The 14,764-nt window shown below is 47.6% G+C and carries 14 protein-coding genes; 3 read left to right on the top strand and 11 right to left on the bottom strand.

Features of this window, described 5'->3' with window-relative positions; all coding sequences use genetic code 11:
• Positions 1–83 precede the first annotated feature (83 nt).
• The 3 genes from V5J77_RS20165 to V5J77_RS20175 all read left to right on the top strand — a co-directional run bounded on the left by V5J77_RS20165 (position 84) and on the right by V5J77_RS20175 (position 2,100).
• Positions 84–521 carry a DUF2621 family protein gene (locus tag V5J77_RS20165; protein WP_338552626.1) on the top strand — a complete coding sequence of 146 codons (438 nt, stop codon included), beginning with the start codon at positions 84–86 and terminating at the stop codon, positions 519–521.
• Between the two features lie 163 nt (positions 522–684).
• The gene (locus V5J77_RS20170) at positions 685–1,176 is read left to right on the top strand and encodes a hypothetical protein (protein ID WP_338552627.1); all 492 of its coding nucleotides are present in this window, start codon (positions 685–687) and stop codon (positions 1,174–1,176) included.
• Positions 1,177–1,194: 18 nt separating this feature from the next.
• Positions 1,195–2,100 carry a TIGR01777 family oxidoreductase gene (locus V5J77_RS20175; RefSeq protein WP_338552628.1) on the top strand — a complete coding sequence of 302 codons (906 nt, stop codon included), beginning with the start codon at positions 1,195–1,197 and terminating at the stop codon, positions 2,098–2,100.
• 14 nt (positions 2,101–2,114) lie between these two features.
• Here V5J77_RS20175 and V5J77_RS20180 read toward each other — a convergent pair whose 3' ends face one another.
• The 11 genes from V5J77_RS20180 to V5J77_RS20230 all read right to left on the bottom strand — a co-directional run bounded on the left by V5J77_RS20180 (position 2,115) and on the right by V5J77_RS20230 (position 14,750).
• Positions 2,115–3,719, bottom strand: coding sequence for a DUF6382 domain-containing protein (locus V5J77_RS20180; RefSeq protein ID WP_338552629.1), 1,605 nt, complete (start codon positions 3,717–3,719; stop codon positions 2,115–2,117).
• A 74-nt stretch (positions 3,720–3,793) separates the two neighbouring features.
• Positions 3,794–4,306, bottom strand: coding sequence for an A24 family peptidase (locus tag V5J77_RS20185; protein WP_338552630.1), 513 nt, complete (start codon positions 4,304–4,306; stop codon positions 3,794–3,796).
• A 46-nt stretch (positions 4,307–4,352) separates the two neighbouring features.
• Complete coding sequence (locus V5J77_RS20190; protein ID WP_338552631.1) at positions 4,353–5,312, bottom strand: TadE/TadG family type IV pilus assembly protein; 960 nt, start codon at positions 5,310–5,312, stop codon at positions 4,353–4,355.
• Positions 5,269–7,545 (bottom strand): hypothetical protein, encoded by a 2,277-nt coding sequence (locus V5J77_RS20195; RefSeq protein WP_338552632.1) that lies wholly within the window; start codon positions 7,543–7,545, stop codon positions 5,269–5,271. Before V5J77_RS20195 ends, V5J77_RS20190 begins: the two co-directional genes overlap by 44 nt.
• On the bottom strand, positions 7,542–8,291 hold the full coding sequence (locus V5J77_RS20200; protein WP_338552633.1) for a TadE/TadG family type IV pilus assembly protein: 750 nt from the start codon (positions 8,289–8,291) through the stop codon (positions 7,542–7,544). The genes V5J77_RS20195 and V5J77_RS20200 overlap by 4 nt, the downstream gene beginning before the upstream one ends.
• Positions 8,263–8,451 carry a Flp1 family type IVb pilin gene (locus tag V5J77_RS20205; protein ID WP_056041332.1) on the bottom strand — a complete coding sequence of 63 codons (189 nt, stop codon included), beginning with the start codon at positions 8,449–8,451 and terminating at the stop codon, positions 8,263–8,265. Before V5J77_RS20205 ends, V5J77_RS20200 begins: the two co-directional genes overlap by 29 nt.
• 38 nt (positions 8,452–8,489) lie before the next feature.
• Positions 8,490–9,356, bottom strand: coding sequence for a type II secretion system F family protein (locus tag V5J77_RS20210; RefSeq protein WP_338552634.1), 867 nt, complete (start codon positions 9,354–9,356; stop codon positions 8,490–8,492).
• Positions 9,357–9,373: 17 nt separating this feature from the next.
• The gene (locus V5J77_RS20215; protein ID WP_338552635.1) at positions 9,374–10,336 is read right to left on the bottom strand and encodes a type II secretion system F family protein; all 963 of its coding nucleotides are present in this window, start codon (positions 10,334–10,336) and stop codon (positions 9,374–9,376) included.
• A complete protein-coding gene (locus V5J77_RS20220; RefSeq protein ID WP_338552636.1) occupies positions 10,302–11,567 on the bottom strand; it encodes a CpaF family protein in 1,266 nt (421 codons plus the stop codon). The genes V5J77_RS20215 and V5J77_RS20220 overlap by 35 nt, the downstream gene beginning before the upstream one ends.
• The gene (locus V5J77_RS20225; RefSeq protein ID WP_338552637.1) at positions 11,554–12,729 is read right to left on the bottom strand and encodes a hypothetical protein; all 1,176 of its coding nucleotides are present in this window, start codon (positions 12,727–12,729) and stop codon (positions 11,554–11,556) included. Before V5J77_RS20225 ends, V5J77_RS20220 begins: the two co-directional genes overlap by 14 nt.
• Positions 12,730–13,079: 350 nt before the next feature.
• Entirely contained in the window at positions 13,080–14,750 is a 1,671-nt protein-coding gene (locus tag V5J77_RS20230; RefSeq protein ID WP_338552638.1) for a hypothetical protein, read from the bottom strand.
• Between the last annotated feature and the right edge of the window lie 14 nt (positions 14,751–14,764).

The following is a 14,764-nucleotide window of genomic DNA, read 5'->3' on the forward strand; positions in this document are numbered from 1 at the left end:
CGGTTTATCACACCTATTTTACAAGGAATGTCGAAAAAAATCTAGGAATAGGCTATAATTCATCCATGAGGTGAAAATTGGATATGAAATCAGCTCCTGATTGGTTTATGTATTTCATCATTTTCTGGGCAATCGTCATGGTCGTATTCATGGCAATCGGCGGTTTCTTTATGTTCCGCAAATTTTTGAAGGTGCTTCCTCAGCGGGATGGCAAGTCCAAGCTCGATTGGCAAAATTATTGGGTGGACAGAAGCCGAAGCATGTGGACCCAGGAATCGAAGCTATTTCTCGATGAGCTGGTTGCACCTGTCCCATCTGCGTTCCGGGATATAGCGAAGCACTCCATAGCTGCCAAAATTGGTCAAGTAGCTATTGAATATGAAGCCAAAGAGGTCACACGAGAACACTGTGTAGAAGGATACATACGTGCTACACCCAAAAGGGACTACAAAGCACTTGTTACCTTTCTCGAGAAGCAGGGCATTGATTACAGCCCTTTCAAGCATCTGCTCAACAAATAGCGTTGCTTGGTTATACCATTTATAATTAGTCTGACGCTGGCTGTTTAATGAGTCTTCCGTCCGTGTAAGAACATGTACGAGCATGGCGACGGCTCGCTCTGATCTCTTTTTTTGGAACCTATTGCGATCAGATTTCGTTTATACTGCCAGGAGGTGCTTCACAATGACAAAAAATAATAAAACCAAAAAAAGCAGCTTAATGGTGACGAGCTCCCTATTAGTAGCAATTATGCTCGCAACCGCCGCTTGCTCAAGCAATAGCAATAATGCTCCCGCTGCATCCAGCAGCCCGGTTGCCACAGACGAGCAGCCAGCTAACGTATCGCCGACGCCAGAGGAAAGCCCTGCGCCTTCACCAAGTGCTGACGGAGGCGTAACAGAGCCTGGCGAAGCGTCGCCAGAAAGCAGCCCAGGTACAGACACGCCGACTGCTAACCCTGATTTAAAATCCGGTGAAGGTGTATTTAACGGCATTATTGACACCCACTCCATTGAGGTAGACACGCCAAGCGGCACCATCGTTTTGCAAATAGATGATACGCTGCTTGATGTCATTAATACACTGCCCGAGAAAAGCAATATTAAATACCAGTATGTTGAAAAGGATTTAGACGGCTTCACCCAAATGTGGGCGGAGAAAATCGAGAAACAATAATGGAAAGCTGGTGGATGCATGCGGATCGCAGTAGCAGGAGGTACTGGTTTTGTCGGACAAGCATTGGTCAAGGCTCTTCTGGAACGGCGTGATGAAGTATGGATTATTTCGCGCTCTGGACGAAGCCAAAGCTCACCTGTAGGAAAGGGCCTCCATTATATAACATGGAGCGAGCTTGCCGAGCATCCTCAAAAGCTGGAGAGAATTGACGCCATCATTAATCTGGCTGGCGAATCCATCAATCAAAGATGGAGCAACGCAGCCAAGCAGCGAATTGTTAGCTCCAGGCTAACTGCAACCGCACGCATCGCCCAAATCGTTCAAGCTCTAAAAGTTAAACCAAAGGTTGTCGTTAATGCTTCAGGCATTTCAGCCTACGGGCTGTCAGCTACCGAAACCTTTGATGAGTACAGCCCGACAGCCGTAACAGACTTTTTGTCAGAGGTGGTCAAGCAATGGGAAAAAGCTGCCGACGCGATTAAGGTAGAACGTCTGATCAAGCTAAGAGTAGGCGTCGTCTTGAACAAAACAGGCGGCGCTTTCCCATTAATGGCGCTTCCCTATAAGCTATTTGGCGGAGGACGGATGGGCAGCGGACAGCAATGGATATCCTGGATTCATCTGGAGGACATCGTCCGCCTGATCATCTTTTGCGTGGATCATCCAAATGTGAGTGGTCCTGTTAACGCTTCTGCTCCAGAGCCTGTTACGAATGACAGCTTTGGGAGAGCGATCGGCAAAGCCATGCATCGGCCACACTGGTTCCCAATTCCCGCTTTTGTGATGAAAGCTGCGGTCGGCGAGCTCGCAACGCTGCTGCTCGATGGACAGCGGGCGCTTCCGCGTGTCGCCTTGGACAATGGATTTACTTTTCTATATCCGACTATTGAGAGCGCAATGGAGCATATGTACAAAAAGTCCTGAGCCTGCTCCTTCCATTAGTTGCCTTGCTTAAGTTCATATTTAGGACCGTTTACTCCAGCTAGCTGGACAATATCTCCTACTGAAAAAGGATAGGCTTTGTAAGCAATCATCGTTTGTCCGTTCAGCACGCTTCCATTTCGAGAGCCAAGATCTTTGATGAAGCAGCTTTTGTCATCTCTATAGCATTCAAGGTGCAGCCGAGATATTCCCTGCGCTTCGTCACCATAGCTGACTTGTTCGCCTATGCGGCCAATTGTAAATCGACCTTTTTCCCAATCGAGCCTCTGTCCTAGCCCTTCCCATTCCCTCTGGAGTGAAAGTCCGCTATTGGCAGCAGGCTTTTTGTTATGCTGTCCAAGCAGCACGGTCGCCTCCTCTCCTCTAGTTAATGCAGATTGCGAGGAAACGGTCTTTTTAAATGCGGGTACAGCTCCCTCCCTATCAACAGCTGAATTAGAGGGATGAACCAGTTCTTCCCATATTTGATTTATTCCTTTATGATGTGAGCGGCTTAACGATTGTTCTATATTGTCTTCCTTCATCCTCTCTTCTTCTACTAACTCCAATTCAGCAATAACGCTTTTTTTGAGCCATATGCCTAGCAATCCCGCCACACCGCCAAGCGATAAACCCAGACATATAAACAGCTTGCTGCTAGAAGGAGACGTCAAATAAATATAGCGCCATATACAAGCCACTATTACGATGATTAATGCGCTTAATAGCCACTTTCCTTTTCGAGCCGGTGCAGGCTCCTCCTCACTAAAACTATACTGTGGCAGAGGCTCAGCTTCTATCTCCCAATTGCCTGCGGCAAAAAAACGCTCATTTGGCGAATCCTCCTTAGTCGTTTCACTTTCGCGGTTCGCATCGCTATCATCGCCAAACTCTCCAGCTTCTGTGTAATGCTTAGAGCTGCTACGATTGGCAGGCTTGTCTGGCCTTATAATGCCAGCAGCATTAGCATTACTAGTACTGCCTATATAATCCGACCCGCTTATGATGGAAGCGGACGCAGGGCGGCGATACGTACCCTCATACATTTTACTGATGCGATCTAGCAATTCCGAACGGATCATGCTAACCGTAGCATCTTCTCTGCTTAACAAACGCAATATATGCTGGAACTCCTCACCATTTATTTGTTCTATATAAGAGGACCAGCGTACTGCCAGAGCTAGCAGGGAGTTCGTACTGCTTGGAGCAGCCTGACCTGTAGTGCTTGGCTTTAAAGGCATATAAACGAGAAAAATATCGCTTAGCTGCTCGCCGACAAATATATGTGACTCTTCCAGCAGGCAGCCTTCGGGGCGAAGCATATAATGGCGGCACTCATCCAGCGCTTCTATAATACCAAGCAGCACGACATAAAACTTCTCCATTGTGAGTAATTGTATCTGCAAGCGATGAAGCAGCAGTTTTTTGCCGCTTATTCGATATCTGAACGTAATGAGCCCATCAAGCTCAAACCATTCCATTGGAAGTATATGTGGAATTGAGCCGCCTTGCAGCATTTGCAGCTCAACATCGTCTAGCTCCTGTCTGCGTATGCCTCCCTCACGATCCATAATTAGCTCATGACCACGATTCATCGCATAATCTACAATAAAGTTCCCCATCGGTTCTCCTCCTTTACTTGCAGTTCAATTCTTTATGAACAGCTCAACGAAGTAAACCTAATACGCTGTCAGTCTTATGTAAGCATAAGCCAAGCAGTTAATGCCCCGGGTACTACTGCAAGCATGAATGGAAAGGTAGTCCCTCCCGCTGCCCAGCCTCTAAGCTCCTTGCGTCTTGGTTCTGCGCCTCTGTGCAGCATTAGCATCAAGCCATTAAAAACCCTTCTGCTAAAAGGCCTATTAAACAGGACAAGCAGCACGCCAATTAAGCCTGCATACAAAATGGCATACATCATCATTTGCAATACCGTAATCGTACCAACCCATACACCAAGGGCAGCGAACAGCTTGACATCCCCTGCACCAATGCCTCTCGCCATATGCAAAATAAACAGCGGCATAAAACCCGCGACAGCACCAACTATCCCCGTCCATAATCCACTCCAGCCGCCAACGATAGTCTGATATAAGCAGCCTGCTGCAAAAAAAGAAACGGTCAAACGATTTGGGATAAGCATGGAGCGCAAATCTGTCAGTAACGCAGCGATGATCAGCATGGATGCCGCTGCAAACGGTATGGTGAGCATTACAATGTGCCCCTTTCTCCTTGTAGGCTTGTAATCTAGCACATTTCTAATTTGATTTTTTCTCAACCTGAAAATGCATGGATGCTTGCTGATTGCCCACTTCAGCTGTCAGCTCCCACATGCCTGGCGTCGTATTGCCCGATACAAGCCATGTCCACTGTACAAATCCGTCGCTGCCTGCTGTCGCCTCGCCAAGATGCTTGGCCTGACTTTGCCCACTTTTGTACATAACTTTTAATGAAGCAGTTGCACCCGGCTTTGTTAGTACAATAGCTGTAGCTTTGTGACCCGGTCTGAGCGGTACAGGTGATATCGATATAATTTGCAGTGGAATACGGTCGGGATCATTTTGCGCTGCTGAATCTTGCGCAGCTACAGCGTCGCTTAACCATACCCGCTCTGAGGCCTGCTCCCTTAAAACTAGCTTTTTCCTCATGAAAGGCAGCTGCATGGGAAATTCATATTCCGCTTCGATAATCAGGTACGGCTGCTGCTTATTTTTCAAATCCGGCAGCGACAGCCTTGAAAGCCTGATTCTATCTTTCTCCAGTACAGCCTCATCTGCATGTTGCTGGAGCAGCGGTTCGATCACTCCTCGTCCGAGCTCCGTTGCTGCCATATTTATAAGTGGTGACCAATCGCCGGTCAATGCAGAGGAAGCTAGTGTTCCTGCCGGATCAGGCAGCCACTTGGCAGCATCAGCTGCCGCAACACTCCAATCAGCGAGCGGCAGCTGTGCAGCACTAGATGCCGGGATAGATGCAGAAAACTTCTGATAGGTTAACTCTACAGGATACATATGAGCGGCAATTTGCCTGGCGGATTGCGAGGCAGCTGCTTGAAGCGCCATTTGAATTGCGCACACACGTATCAAGATAATGAATACCATAAGCACAAGCAGGAGCATTGGCATAACTAGCGCTGCTTCCACAACGATGCTGCCGCGCTCCCCCTTACGGCGATCAGTATGACCAGCCCATCGTCTGCGTCGTTTCATAGCGGCCATTCGTCACCCTTCCCTGCAATAATCCATAGCTTCCTAACAGCTGCATGACACCAGGCAAAAACCACAGCTGTGCAGTTGTCCGCACCTCTCCTGTTACAGCTGTGGAAACACCAGACAGAGTAACCCCGCTATTTTGCTCAATAACCGCGATCATTCTAGCCACAACTACTTCTTTGTTAGCCCCGCCATGCAAAAGCATAAAGAGCCGCAAATAATCGGGATACGAAATTTCTACATTTACATATTTAGATAACGGAGCCGATCCCCGATTGGCAAATGCGAGCATGTCCTCCATCGTCTTCTCCAAGCCATAAATAAGCGAGCAAGATAAAATCAAGAGGGGATGTCCAGCAGCTCGGCAAGTAGTTAGGCCTTCCATAGTGCGAATGGCCATGCGTACGCTAAACAGCTCGCCATAAGCTGCGGCCACATTGCCTATACGATTATGAAAACCATAAATGACATATTCGGCTTCTTGATTATGAAAGGTCAGCGCCTGCGACAGCTCAGCCATATCTCCGTTTTCAAGCATCAGCTTCAATTGCTGCGGGGCAAAAAACGGATATCGCTGCAATACATACTCGCCAAAATAGACCGTATCCCTAGCCTGCTCCAGCATATCGGCTACCCCGCCGAACAAACCATTGGTAAGCTCAGCAGAAGCCTCGGCCTGAGCATGAGCATCGTCGCCAAATCTTTTTATTTCAACAGTTGAACCTTGCGCAGCGGCTGTATTAAATTGTAAATTTCGATTGTAGCGCTCTTCCAGTTGATTAAAGATTGCCTGCTGTTCTTCAGAACCAGCAATGCTTTGAAAACCCTCCAGCATGCTGCCTGCCTTTTTCCATAATGAGCCTAGCTGCTTTTCTTGCTCCTTGCGCTGTTTTTCGAGCCCTTCATTTACTAGCTCCTGCTGACGCTGGGCAATAATAGTACCTGGCTGAACATACAGACCTGCATAATGTCCAGACTGCATAGTCATTTTCGCTAAACCAGTATGGAGTAGGGTTGTGTAACGATCAACTTGATCAAGCAGCACTGTAAATGCTGAGGTAAATCCACTTGCTTCGATCTGAAAAGCTGTGTATGACTGAGCCTGATCATCTAGTTCAGCTCCATATTCAGTGAACCAAGCGTCGGGTAAAAACAGCTGGTCCGCTGTCTTTTGTATAAGCTGTAGTTCAGAGACCTCTCCGGACGACAGAGCATGCAAATCCGAGCCTACGACTTGATTGCCAGATACGCGGTCATATCCGCTATAGGCGGGAGATTGTTTAGCCTTGCTTTCAACACTCCGCATTTCTTCATTCAACAGCCTTGCTTGCTCCAGCTCGTCCTTCGCCGTGCTTTGCAGCTCTATATGCTCGGGCAGCACCTTGGCGTTCAGTTTCTTGAGCTCATTAATTAGAGTAATCGCTTCTGATTGATATTCCGCTCTTTCCTGCGTATATTTTGGTGCTTTGCCTGCGGCTATTAATTGCTCGTCAACGATAACCCAACCGGCATATTCCTCATAGCGCCGACTAAGCGATGCTGCTGTCCCATCCTCTGCTATTGAGATATCCAGCTCTCCATACGGAAGCAGCTCCTTCAAGCCGCTTGTTCCCATTGCATCAGCCGCCTGCTTTTGCAGGGTAAATATACGATTGAGGCTTGCTTGACGTTTGTCATAAAGCTTGCGGAGCTGCTCCAGCAAATCCACTGTCACAGCTGACTCCTTCATCGCCTCCGACATGGGAGCCAACTTGGATGCCAGCTCCAGCGTAAAATCAATCGGTGCTTTATATTTCATCTCTTCCAGCACCTGTCTTTCAAACACCTTATGGCTGCCCAATACCGCTGCCTGGTCCGTATGTGAATGAATTACCTTGGCATCAATTGGCCGAGAAAAAGCAGCGGAGGATGCACTATGCTCCACATTCGCTTTAACAACCTCACTATAAATCGTATCTGCGCTAGTCCCGCCTCGCCCAAATAATCCGTATTGCTCATAAAGCTGTCTATCGAAGGCAGATAATACGGATCGTATACCTGCTCTAGCTGCATCCTCGGTTATTTTATGGAGAGCGGCTACTCTGGCGTAATCAATAAGGATGGACATGAACAGCAAAAGCGACGACAGCACCATAGCGGAAAATATAGTAACTGCACCTTCACGCCGCCACAGCCATTTGCGTACGCAGCTTTTTCTGACTACATGCTGACACAGCCTCTCAGATCGGCTTGCGTTCATTTTCCACCTCCATTTAATGATTCTTTGGCGTTGCGCTTATTTTCTTGTCGGCTATAGCCCGATAGCACCTGACTAGCCTGTTCCTTCACGCCGCCCTGAGGGCCTCCAGCAAATTTCGCCGTATAATATCTAATCAAATCAACGCCGCGAATAAAATCGACAGGATCGGTAACGGGGCTGGACGCAACCGCCTTAGGCTCCCGAATGCCTAAAACACGCTCAAGCGGCTGAAGAGACACCTGCTGCAAAAGCTTGGTCTCAATATGGCGCTGAATGACGCTGCGATGGTAATCAATGCTCCCCTCAAAGGGAAGCCCTCGCTCAGCAGCAATCCACCTTGCAGCCGCTGCCATTTTTTGTTCAGGCAAGCTATCCTCAGCAGCCCCTTGCAAAGGCAAAACTAACTGCAAATCCGCTGCTTCTGCGTCTGAGCCAAACAATGAGCTGAGCATCCGGTCCTCATTCATTCGCCAATACAGGCTATCATATTTACCTTCCGGCAGTAGACCCGTCCGCGAATTACGAAAGCTGTTATCCCAACTGAAGGCCGCACGCTCCGTTATAGTGGAAGTCGAATAATAAAGCACTGTCTTCTGGTACATGTACATCCCAAGCAGGAGAAACAACAAAATAACAGTGAGCAGCAGCGGGAAAACGAGCGTCGATTCCAGCGTAAAGCTGCCTTGCTCTCCGCACAGCCACTTGCGAACCAACGTCCTAAGAGAAAATTTTGTCTGCTTGGTCATCGGCCTTGCCCATTAAACGCTCAATAAGTTCTATAATCCAATCCTTGAATAGCAATGCAATAATGATAACGACGGCAATAATTAAAATAATTTCCAGCGTACCTAAGCCGCTCTCCGATTTCCAAAATCTTTTCCATGCTTTTTTTACTGTTGTCATCATTCCAGCTTCCTCTCTATTTTCAATTGCCCCGTTAAAGCTTAAGACATTAACAGCATGGCAGGAGCAGCGATAAAAACCATCAACACGAGCAATATACCAACCAGCGGGAATACAAGCTTCGAGGAAGCCTCCTCGCCGCGCGCCCGCGCAACAGCCTTGCGCTTCTCCCAGAGCGAATAAGACAGCTCCCGCAGCGCCAGCACAAAATGCTCCCCGCCTCGGCGATAATTCAGCAGCAGCACTGTCGTAAAAATTGAAACCTCCTGCACCGCACAGCTGCGATTGAATTTCTCCGCTGCTGCACTAAACGATTCGCCATTGTGCAGCGAATATACGACTTTGTTCCATTCCTTATAAAGCGGATGCTGCGTAATATCCTTGCCTTCTAGGCAGCGCCCCAGCGCTTGCAGGACGGTTTCGCCCGCTCCGACCAAAAGCATGAGCTTGCTGATCATTTCCGGCAGTTCTAAAATAATTTCCTGCTTGCGCAGCTTAATCAGCTTCCCGGCCTCCAGAAGCTTGCGCACGGGCAGCAGCAAGCCAATTAATGCGCCCATTGCCATTAGCAGCGGTTCGCCTGCTGCACAAGACAGCCAAGCGCAGCCTATCATTGTGCAATATCCGTAACCAGCAGCACCGCCAAGCTGCTCTTTCGTCTGCTGCAGCTGCCACCGAATTCCCCGTAAAATAACGAGCTTGGCGTGATAGCTGCTAAGTGAAAGTGCCATGTACTCATACAAGCGGCTTCTTTCCAATAGCTCGCTGAACGGAACAATGAAAAGTAATTGCTTTAAGGTATCCTGCTTGCGTTGTTTTTGGCGGGATACAGCAAAGATCATTCGAAGACGCTTTCCACCGATAATGAACAGCCATACCGCCATGAGCACAATCGGAATTGCTATCATTTGCGCTCGCTCCTATCCTATACTCGAATGCTCATTATTTTATGGATAAACCAAAAGCATACTAACAATGCCCCAAGGCCAATCGTCAGCAGCAAATAGCCCATTCCTCCATATAGAGGCGCCATATAATCAGGAGCCACTAGATTCAAAAAGCCAAGAAATATAAAGGGGATCGCCATCATAATGCGTGCCTCAAAACGTTTTTGAGCCAGCAGCACCATAATGTCTTGCTGGATTTCTAGCTTTTCGCCAATCGTCTGCGCTGTGCGCTTCATCACCTCTACCAAATCGCCTCCCGTGCGCTTGCAGGCAGCAAACACATCAACGAATTGTTCGATATCCTCTACATGAGCGCGGGCTGCCAGGCTTCGCAGTGCCTGCTCTAGCGGCTCTGCATGCTCAAGACGGTGCTTAACAATTTGAAACTCCAGCAGCAGCTCCGTTCTGGGATCAGGATAAAGCAGCTTTAAATCATCCAACGTCGCAATAAAGGCATTTTCCACCGATCTTCCTGCCGCAAGACAGGAGGTCAGCGAATAAAGCGCCTCCTTGAATTGCAGCTTCAACCGCTCCTTGCGACGCGAAATTAATGAAGCCTTGTAATAACGCGGTGCACATAATCCCAATCCGGCTGCGATGAGACAAACTAGAAGGGAATGGTACACCGTAAACAGAGCAGTAAAAACAGCGGCGCAGCCGATAGTCGCTGCCACTGTGAACTCGCGATAAGACAGCACATACCTATCATAATTCGTTAAATATCCGGTCTTGGCTGGCTGCCAGCTGGCATTACACCCGTTCCTGTCTTCACCTTCACCTCTGTCACCTTCGTGCTCAAGGCCGCACCAGGAGAGCGCTCTACCTAGCAGCCGTTGCCCGACTATCCTTGCGTCCGCGGCTTTCTTAGCTTTATTCACTTTCTCGACTTTCTCCGCTTTCTCCACTTTATCCACTTTCATGACACTGCTTAGTCTTTTCAAAACGCTCCTCCTCCAGTGTTAGACCTGCCATTTGCAGCTTATCCCGATGAAGAAGTGAATGTACGGTACGCTTTAAAGCTCCTACTACCTTGCCGTTCTTCTCCCCCTTCTCTTCAAAACGGAACAGGGGGCGAAGCTCGATTTCCCCACCATCTATGCCGGTAATTTCAGCTATTTCCGTTACACGGCGCGTACGGTCGCGAAACCGCGATAGATGAATGACAATGTCCAATGCGGAGACGATTTGCTGCCGAATGACCTGAACGGGCAAATCAGCTGCCCCAAGCGCCATCGTCTCAAGCCTTGCCATCATGTCGCGCGCACCGTTGCTATGACCAGTGGACATGCCTGAATGTCCGGTGTTCATCGCTTGCAGCATATCCAGTGTTTCCGCTCCTCTTACCTCGCCGACGATGATTCGATTAGGGCGCATCCGCAGCGATGCGCGAATGAGATCGCGAACCGTAATTTCACCTTTGCCCTCGGTGTTGGCATTACGCGTCTCCAGCGATACTAGATTGGCCACGCTGCGAATTTGCAGTTCAGCAGAATCCTCAATGGTTACAACTCGCTCATCAGCAGGAATAAACTGGGACAAGGCATTCAGGAAGGTTGTCTTGCCAGTCCCTGTCCCACCGCTAATAAAAATATTGTATTGCGCTGCGGTCAGTTGCTGAAGAAAGACTGCTGCCTCTGCGGTTAAAGCTCCCGTCGCAACGAGCAGCTCCATCGTCATCGGGCGCTCAGGAAATTTGCGAATCGTCATCGCTGGCCCGCGCAAGGCTACAGGAGGCAGTACAACATGGACGCGAGAGCCATCCTTAAGACGGGCATCAACAATAGGCGAAGACTCGTTCACGACACGATTGACGCCTGCAACGACTGATTGAATCAAGTCTTCCAGCCGCTCCTTGCTTTCAAAGACAGCTGGCAGCTTTGTCATCGTTCCGCTTCGTTCAATAAAAATTTCGCCATGATGATTGATCATAATTTCAGTAACTGCCTGATCATCCATCAGCGGCTGTAAAATATCCAACCCCCGAAAGGAATGAAACAGCCTCCGCACCAACTGGACCTTCTCTGCTGCCGTAAGCGGACTACCACTATTGCAATAGTCAAATACCGCCTGCTCCACGCTTCGCGTCAGCTCTTCATCCGTCACAGCGCCGCTGAAATCAAGCTGCGACCTAATCTGGTTTCTTAATGCAAGCACCAGCTCATCGGTTAGCAATTCGAATACCTCCCTCGCTTACCAATTGCTGAAACAACCGCTCTACGGCAGCTTTATACAATGGCGATGCAGCAACTATAACTGGTGATGGTTTCCCTTCAGCAACTTCAGGCAGCACTGCGGTAATCAAACGGCTTCCATTTTGCAGCTTTATCGTAAACATATCTGGAGGCCTCCCATCCGCTTCATCACCTCCGGCCAGCATAATGCGGCGATTAACAACAAGCCGGATGCGGCGGCTAAGCGACTGAAAATCTTCCTTCCACCTACGTTCGGCGCAGCCAATCGCCAGCTCTGCCTTCCGCTGAATGGAGGGGTCGTCGGTAATTAGCCACAAAACCAAGCTGCTTTTCCTCCAAATTGACAGCTCGAGCTCGTCCATGCCAGCCTGCAAATCAATCAAAATGAGATCATATTGCCTTGAAGCTCGGAGCAGCTCCACCATCGCCGCTGCATCCGCTGGCAATAGACTGTAACGATCCTCCTCATTGTCGCAGGGCAAAATAAAATCGGCTTTCAGCGCTGGATGGCGCTTGCGATGCTGCGAAAGCCACGCTCCTGCCTTATCTGGCTCAGCCTTCAGCTGATAAAGCAGCTGTGACATGCCTTCTCCCTTAGGCAGCTCGCGCTTCTCTCCCGCTCCCAGCCACACCTCAAGGGCGCTCCAGCGCTCCAGCGTCAAATAAAAAACGCGGCAGCCATGCCTGGCGGCTGTATTCGCCAGCTTGAGCGCAAGTGCTGTCTTGCCAACTCCGCCAGAGGCCGAGCCGATCGCAATAACTGCCGCTCCGCCCTCACCGCCTGCATGTACTGCACTCGACCGGACTGCACCATGCAGAGCCGCCAAGCTCTGCAATAATTCCGGGAGCGGCTGATATTGCAGCAGCTCCGCATCATACTGAGCATATTCCCCCTTAGCAGCTACGAATGCCGCCACCGGCACACCGACGGGCAGGTGTGAAGATGCAGCAGCCAGCATAGCAGGCTGGGCCGCGATTAAATCAACGGTATAGCCTCCCTTGAGAAAATGGATGAGAGAGGCCGGGTTCGTAAAAGCTGTGAGCTGCCACTGCTCGCCGAAGGAACTATCCCTCACATATTCTGCAAGTCTTCTTGCATATTCCAGCTCACTTACTGCAACAGCTAATTGATAACGCACCATTCCCCCTCCTTTCGAAGCAAAGCTACAACCAGCAATCTTCGTTCAGACAACGCAAAAAAGCACCGTAAAGGCGCAGTTTACCTGCGGTCCTTTACGGTGCTTCCGTAGTCATCCAATTTAAGATTGAGAAAAATTTATCACGATGGTATGTATGCTGTCAACTGTTTTTTTCTCCATTTCGCTTATTAAATCACATACCCTTAACCTTCTCAGACAGCAGCTAGATAAACAAAGTTAAAAACAAATTCACCGCAAAAGACCATATTTATATATGACCTTTATTTATATATGACCTTTTACGGTTTTTTGTCTGTAGATGCAAACGAATTTAGTATTTATCAAGCTTACATTTACCCGATATATTCAATTAAACATAGAGCAGACGGATTCGACTGTTTAACGCCATTACTTGATGAAATAATAATATTGCATTTGTCATCGGTATCACATACGAAAAAAAGCTCGGCCGTAACATTAAAACCGAATTTATGACGTGCTACATCTGCTACTGCTAATATAGTTGGATTAACTTCTGCGGTTTTAAGCGTGAATGTTGCAGGGGTATCTTCCGTTACAGCGTTGGCAGGGGAATAGAGCCTTACTTGCGTAATAATCGAATTAATGGGTAATATAACTTCCAAATTTTGATTCCCCAAATAAGGAAATCTACCGTTAGGTCCCTTTACCGATATAATCTTCTTTTGCACAATTCCAACATTGGCCCTCTCGTATCCGAGGGTACATTCCCATATATTTTTAGGGGTGTCATTTAAACCGCGACAATTTCTAAATTTAATTTGGGGCTGCCCTCCAAGATTTCCAAGTGAATTTGTACTTACATACGAAATAAAATCCTGAGGTCTAGTATGCCTGGCAATCTGGCAATTTTCATAAATGATATTATGAGGAAAGGCCCATGAATTACCCGTATAATCATATTGATGCTGCCCCATAAGCGTACAACCGTCAAATTTAATAATGGGCATTTTCACATTTGTTGCTTTAAATAAGGCGGTAACCCACTGATGGCTCCCATTATTGTATTGCTGAGAATCGCAATCGCAGCTTATGAAAGAAACAGCACCATCAGCCCATTCACATTCAATTAGCTTTGCTAAACCATATTTTGTTTCAAATCTAGCCCCTATACACAAAAATCTTTGTACACCGCTTACATGTGAGGTGCCAAGCAATTTAAAAAAAGTAGTGCCGCCGCCATTACGATCCGTATTTATGAAGCTTCCGCCCCAGATATTGATATTTCCACCTTTTTCGAAATGCAGAAAGTCCCCTCTAGAGGTCTCATATTGACAGGCGAAAAAATTATAATTTAGGAATTGGTCATTGGCTGTTGCACTTTCCGAAAAAACCGTTTTATTCCATTTCCCATAAAAACCACAGTGAAACCATGTAAATTCACTATTATTATTTAAGCCTTCTAGCTTCCAACCGTAATTAAAATTAATAAAATCACATTTATCAAACGTATAGTTTTGGGCCCCGCCTTTTGAATACGAATACATAAAATTGGTTTGTTTCTCGTAATCACCGACAAACGTAATTCCTTCAAAATGCACGTGCAGCCATTTGTCATTATTATAAAATAAATAACCGTTCGTACCTGAACTTGGTTTAAATAAAATTCTTGTCATTCCTCTTCCAGAGCCCCGGAAAGCTAAGCCACGAGCCCTCTGTGTATTGAAGTTCCCTAAAATTTTCGGATTACTGCTTGAAACGACAAAGGTACCAGCAGGCAAATCAATGACCGTATTTCCCTGTGGATTCGATATTTCACTTACATTGTTTGTAATTCTCGATTGAATAAAGGCTTCAAGATCAATAAATGCCTGAGTCGAATTGGTCAGCCCGGTTTTATCAGCACTAAACCATTCAATATTGGAACCGCGACTTTCAAACTCCTTATCAATTTTCTGAAAATTATTTTTTATTTCAATAATTTTCAAGCTTTCATCTCCAGCATTAACACTCATTTTAAGATTATCTGTCTCATTAGATGCCATATATCTCTCCTCCT

This window comes from Paenibacillus sp. KS-LC4, from assembly GCF_036894955.1.
In the GTDB taxonomy this organism is placed as follows: Bacteria; Bacillota; Bacilli; order Paenibacillales; family Paenibacillaceae; genus Pristimantibacillus.

Coding starts and splice junctions, on each gene's coding strand:
- V5J77_RS20205 (WP_056041332.1), bottom strand. CDS start 8,451: ATGATGACAACAGTAAAAAAAGCATGGAAAAGATTTTGGAAATCGGAG.
- V5J77_RS20195 (WP_338552632.1), bottom strand. CDS start 7,545: ATGAACGCAAGCCGATCTGAGAGGCTGTGTCAGCATGTAGTCAGAAAA.
- V5J77_RS20200 (WP_338552633.1), bottom strand. CDS start 8,291: ATGACCAAGCAGACAAAATTTTCTCTTAGGACGTTGGTTCGCAAGTGG.
- V5J77_RS20180 (WP_338552629.1), bottom strand. CDS start 3,719: ATGGGGAACTTTATTGTAGATTATGCGATGAATCGTGGTCATGAGCTA.
- V5J77_RS20190 (WP_338552631.1), bottom strand. CDS start 5,312: ATGGCCGCTATGAAACGACGCAGACGATGGGCTGGTCATACTGATCGC.
- V5J77_RS20230 (WP_338552638.1), bottom strand. CDS start 14,750: ATGGCATCTAATGAGACAGATAATCTTAAAATGAGTGTTAATGCTGGA.
- V5J77_RS20165 (WP_338552626.1), top strand. CDS start 84: ATGAAATCAGCTCCTGATTGGTTTATGTATTTCATCATTTTCTGGGCA.
- V5J77_RS20170 (WP_338552627.1), top strand. CDS start 685: ATGACAAAAAATAATAAAACCAAAAAAAGCAGCTTAATGGTGACGAGC.
- V5J77_RS20210 (WP_338552634.1), bottom strand. CDS start 9,356: ATGATAGCAATTCCGATTGTGCTCATGGCGGTATGGCTGTTCATTATC.
- V5J77_RS20175 (WP_338552628.1), top strand. CDS start 1,195: ATGCGGATCGCAGTAGCAGGAGGTACTGGTTTTGTCGGACAAGCATTG.
- V5J77_RS20185 (WP_338552630.1), bottom strand. CDS start 4,306: ATGCTCACCATACCGTTTGCAGCGGCATCCATGCTGATCATCGCTGCG.
- V5J77_RS20225 (WP_338552637.1), bottom strand. CDS start 12,729: ATGGTGCGTTATCAATTAGCTGTTGCAGTAAGTGAGCTGGAATATGCA.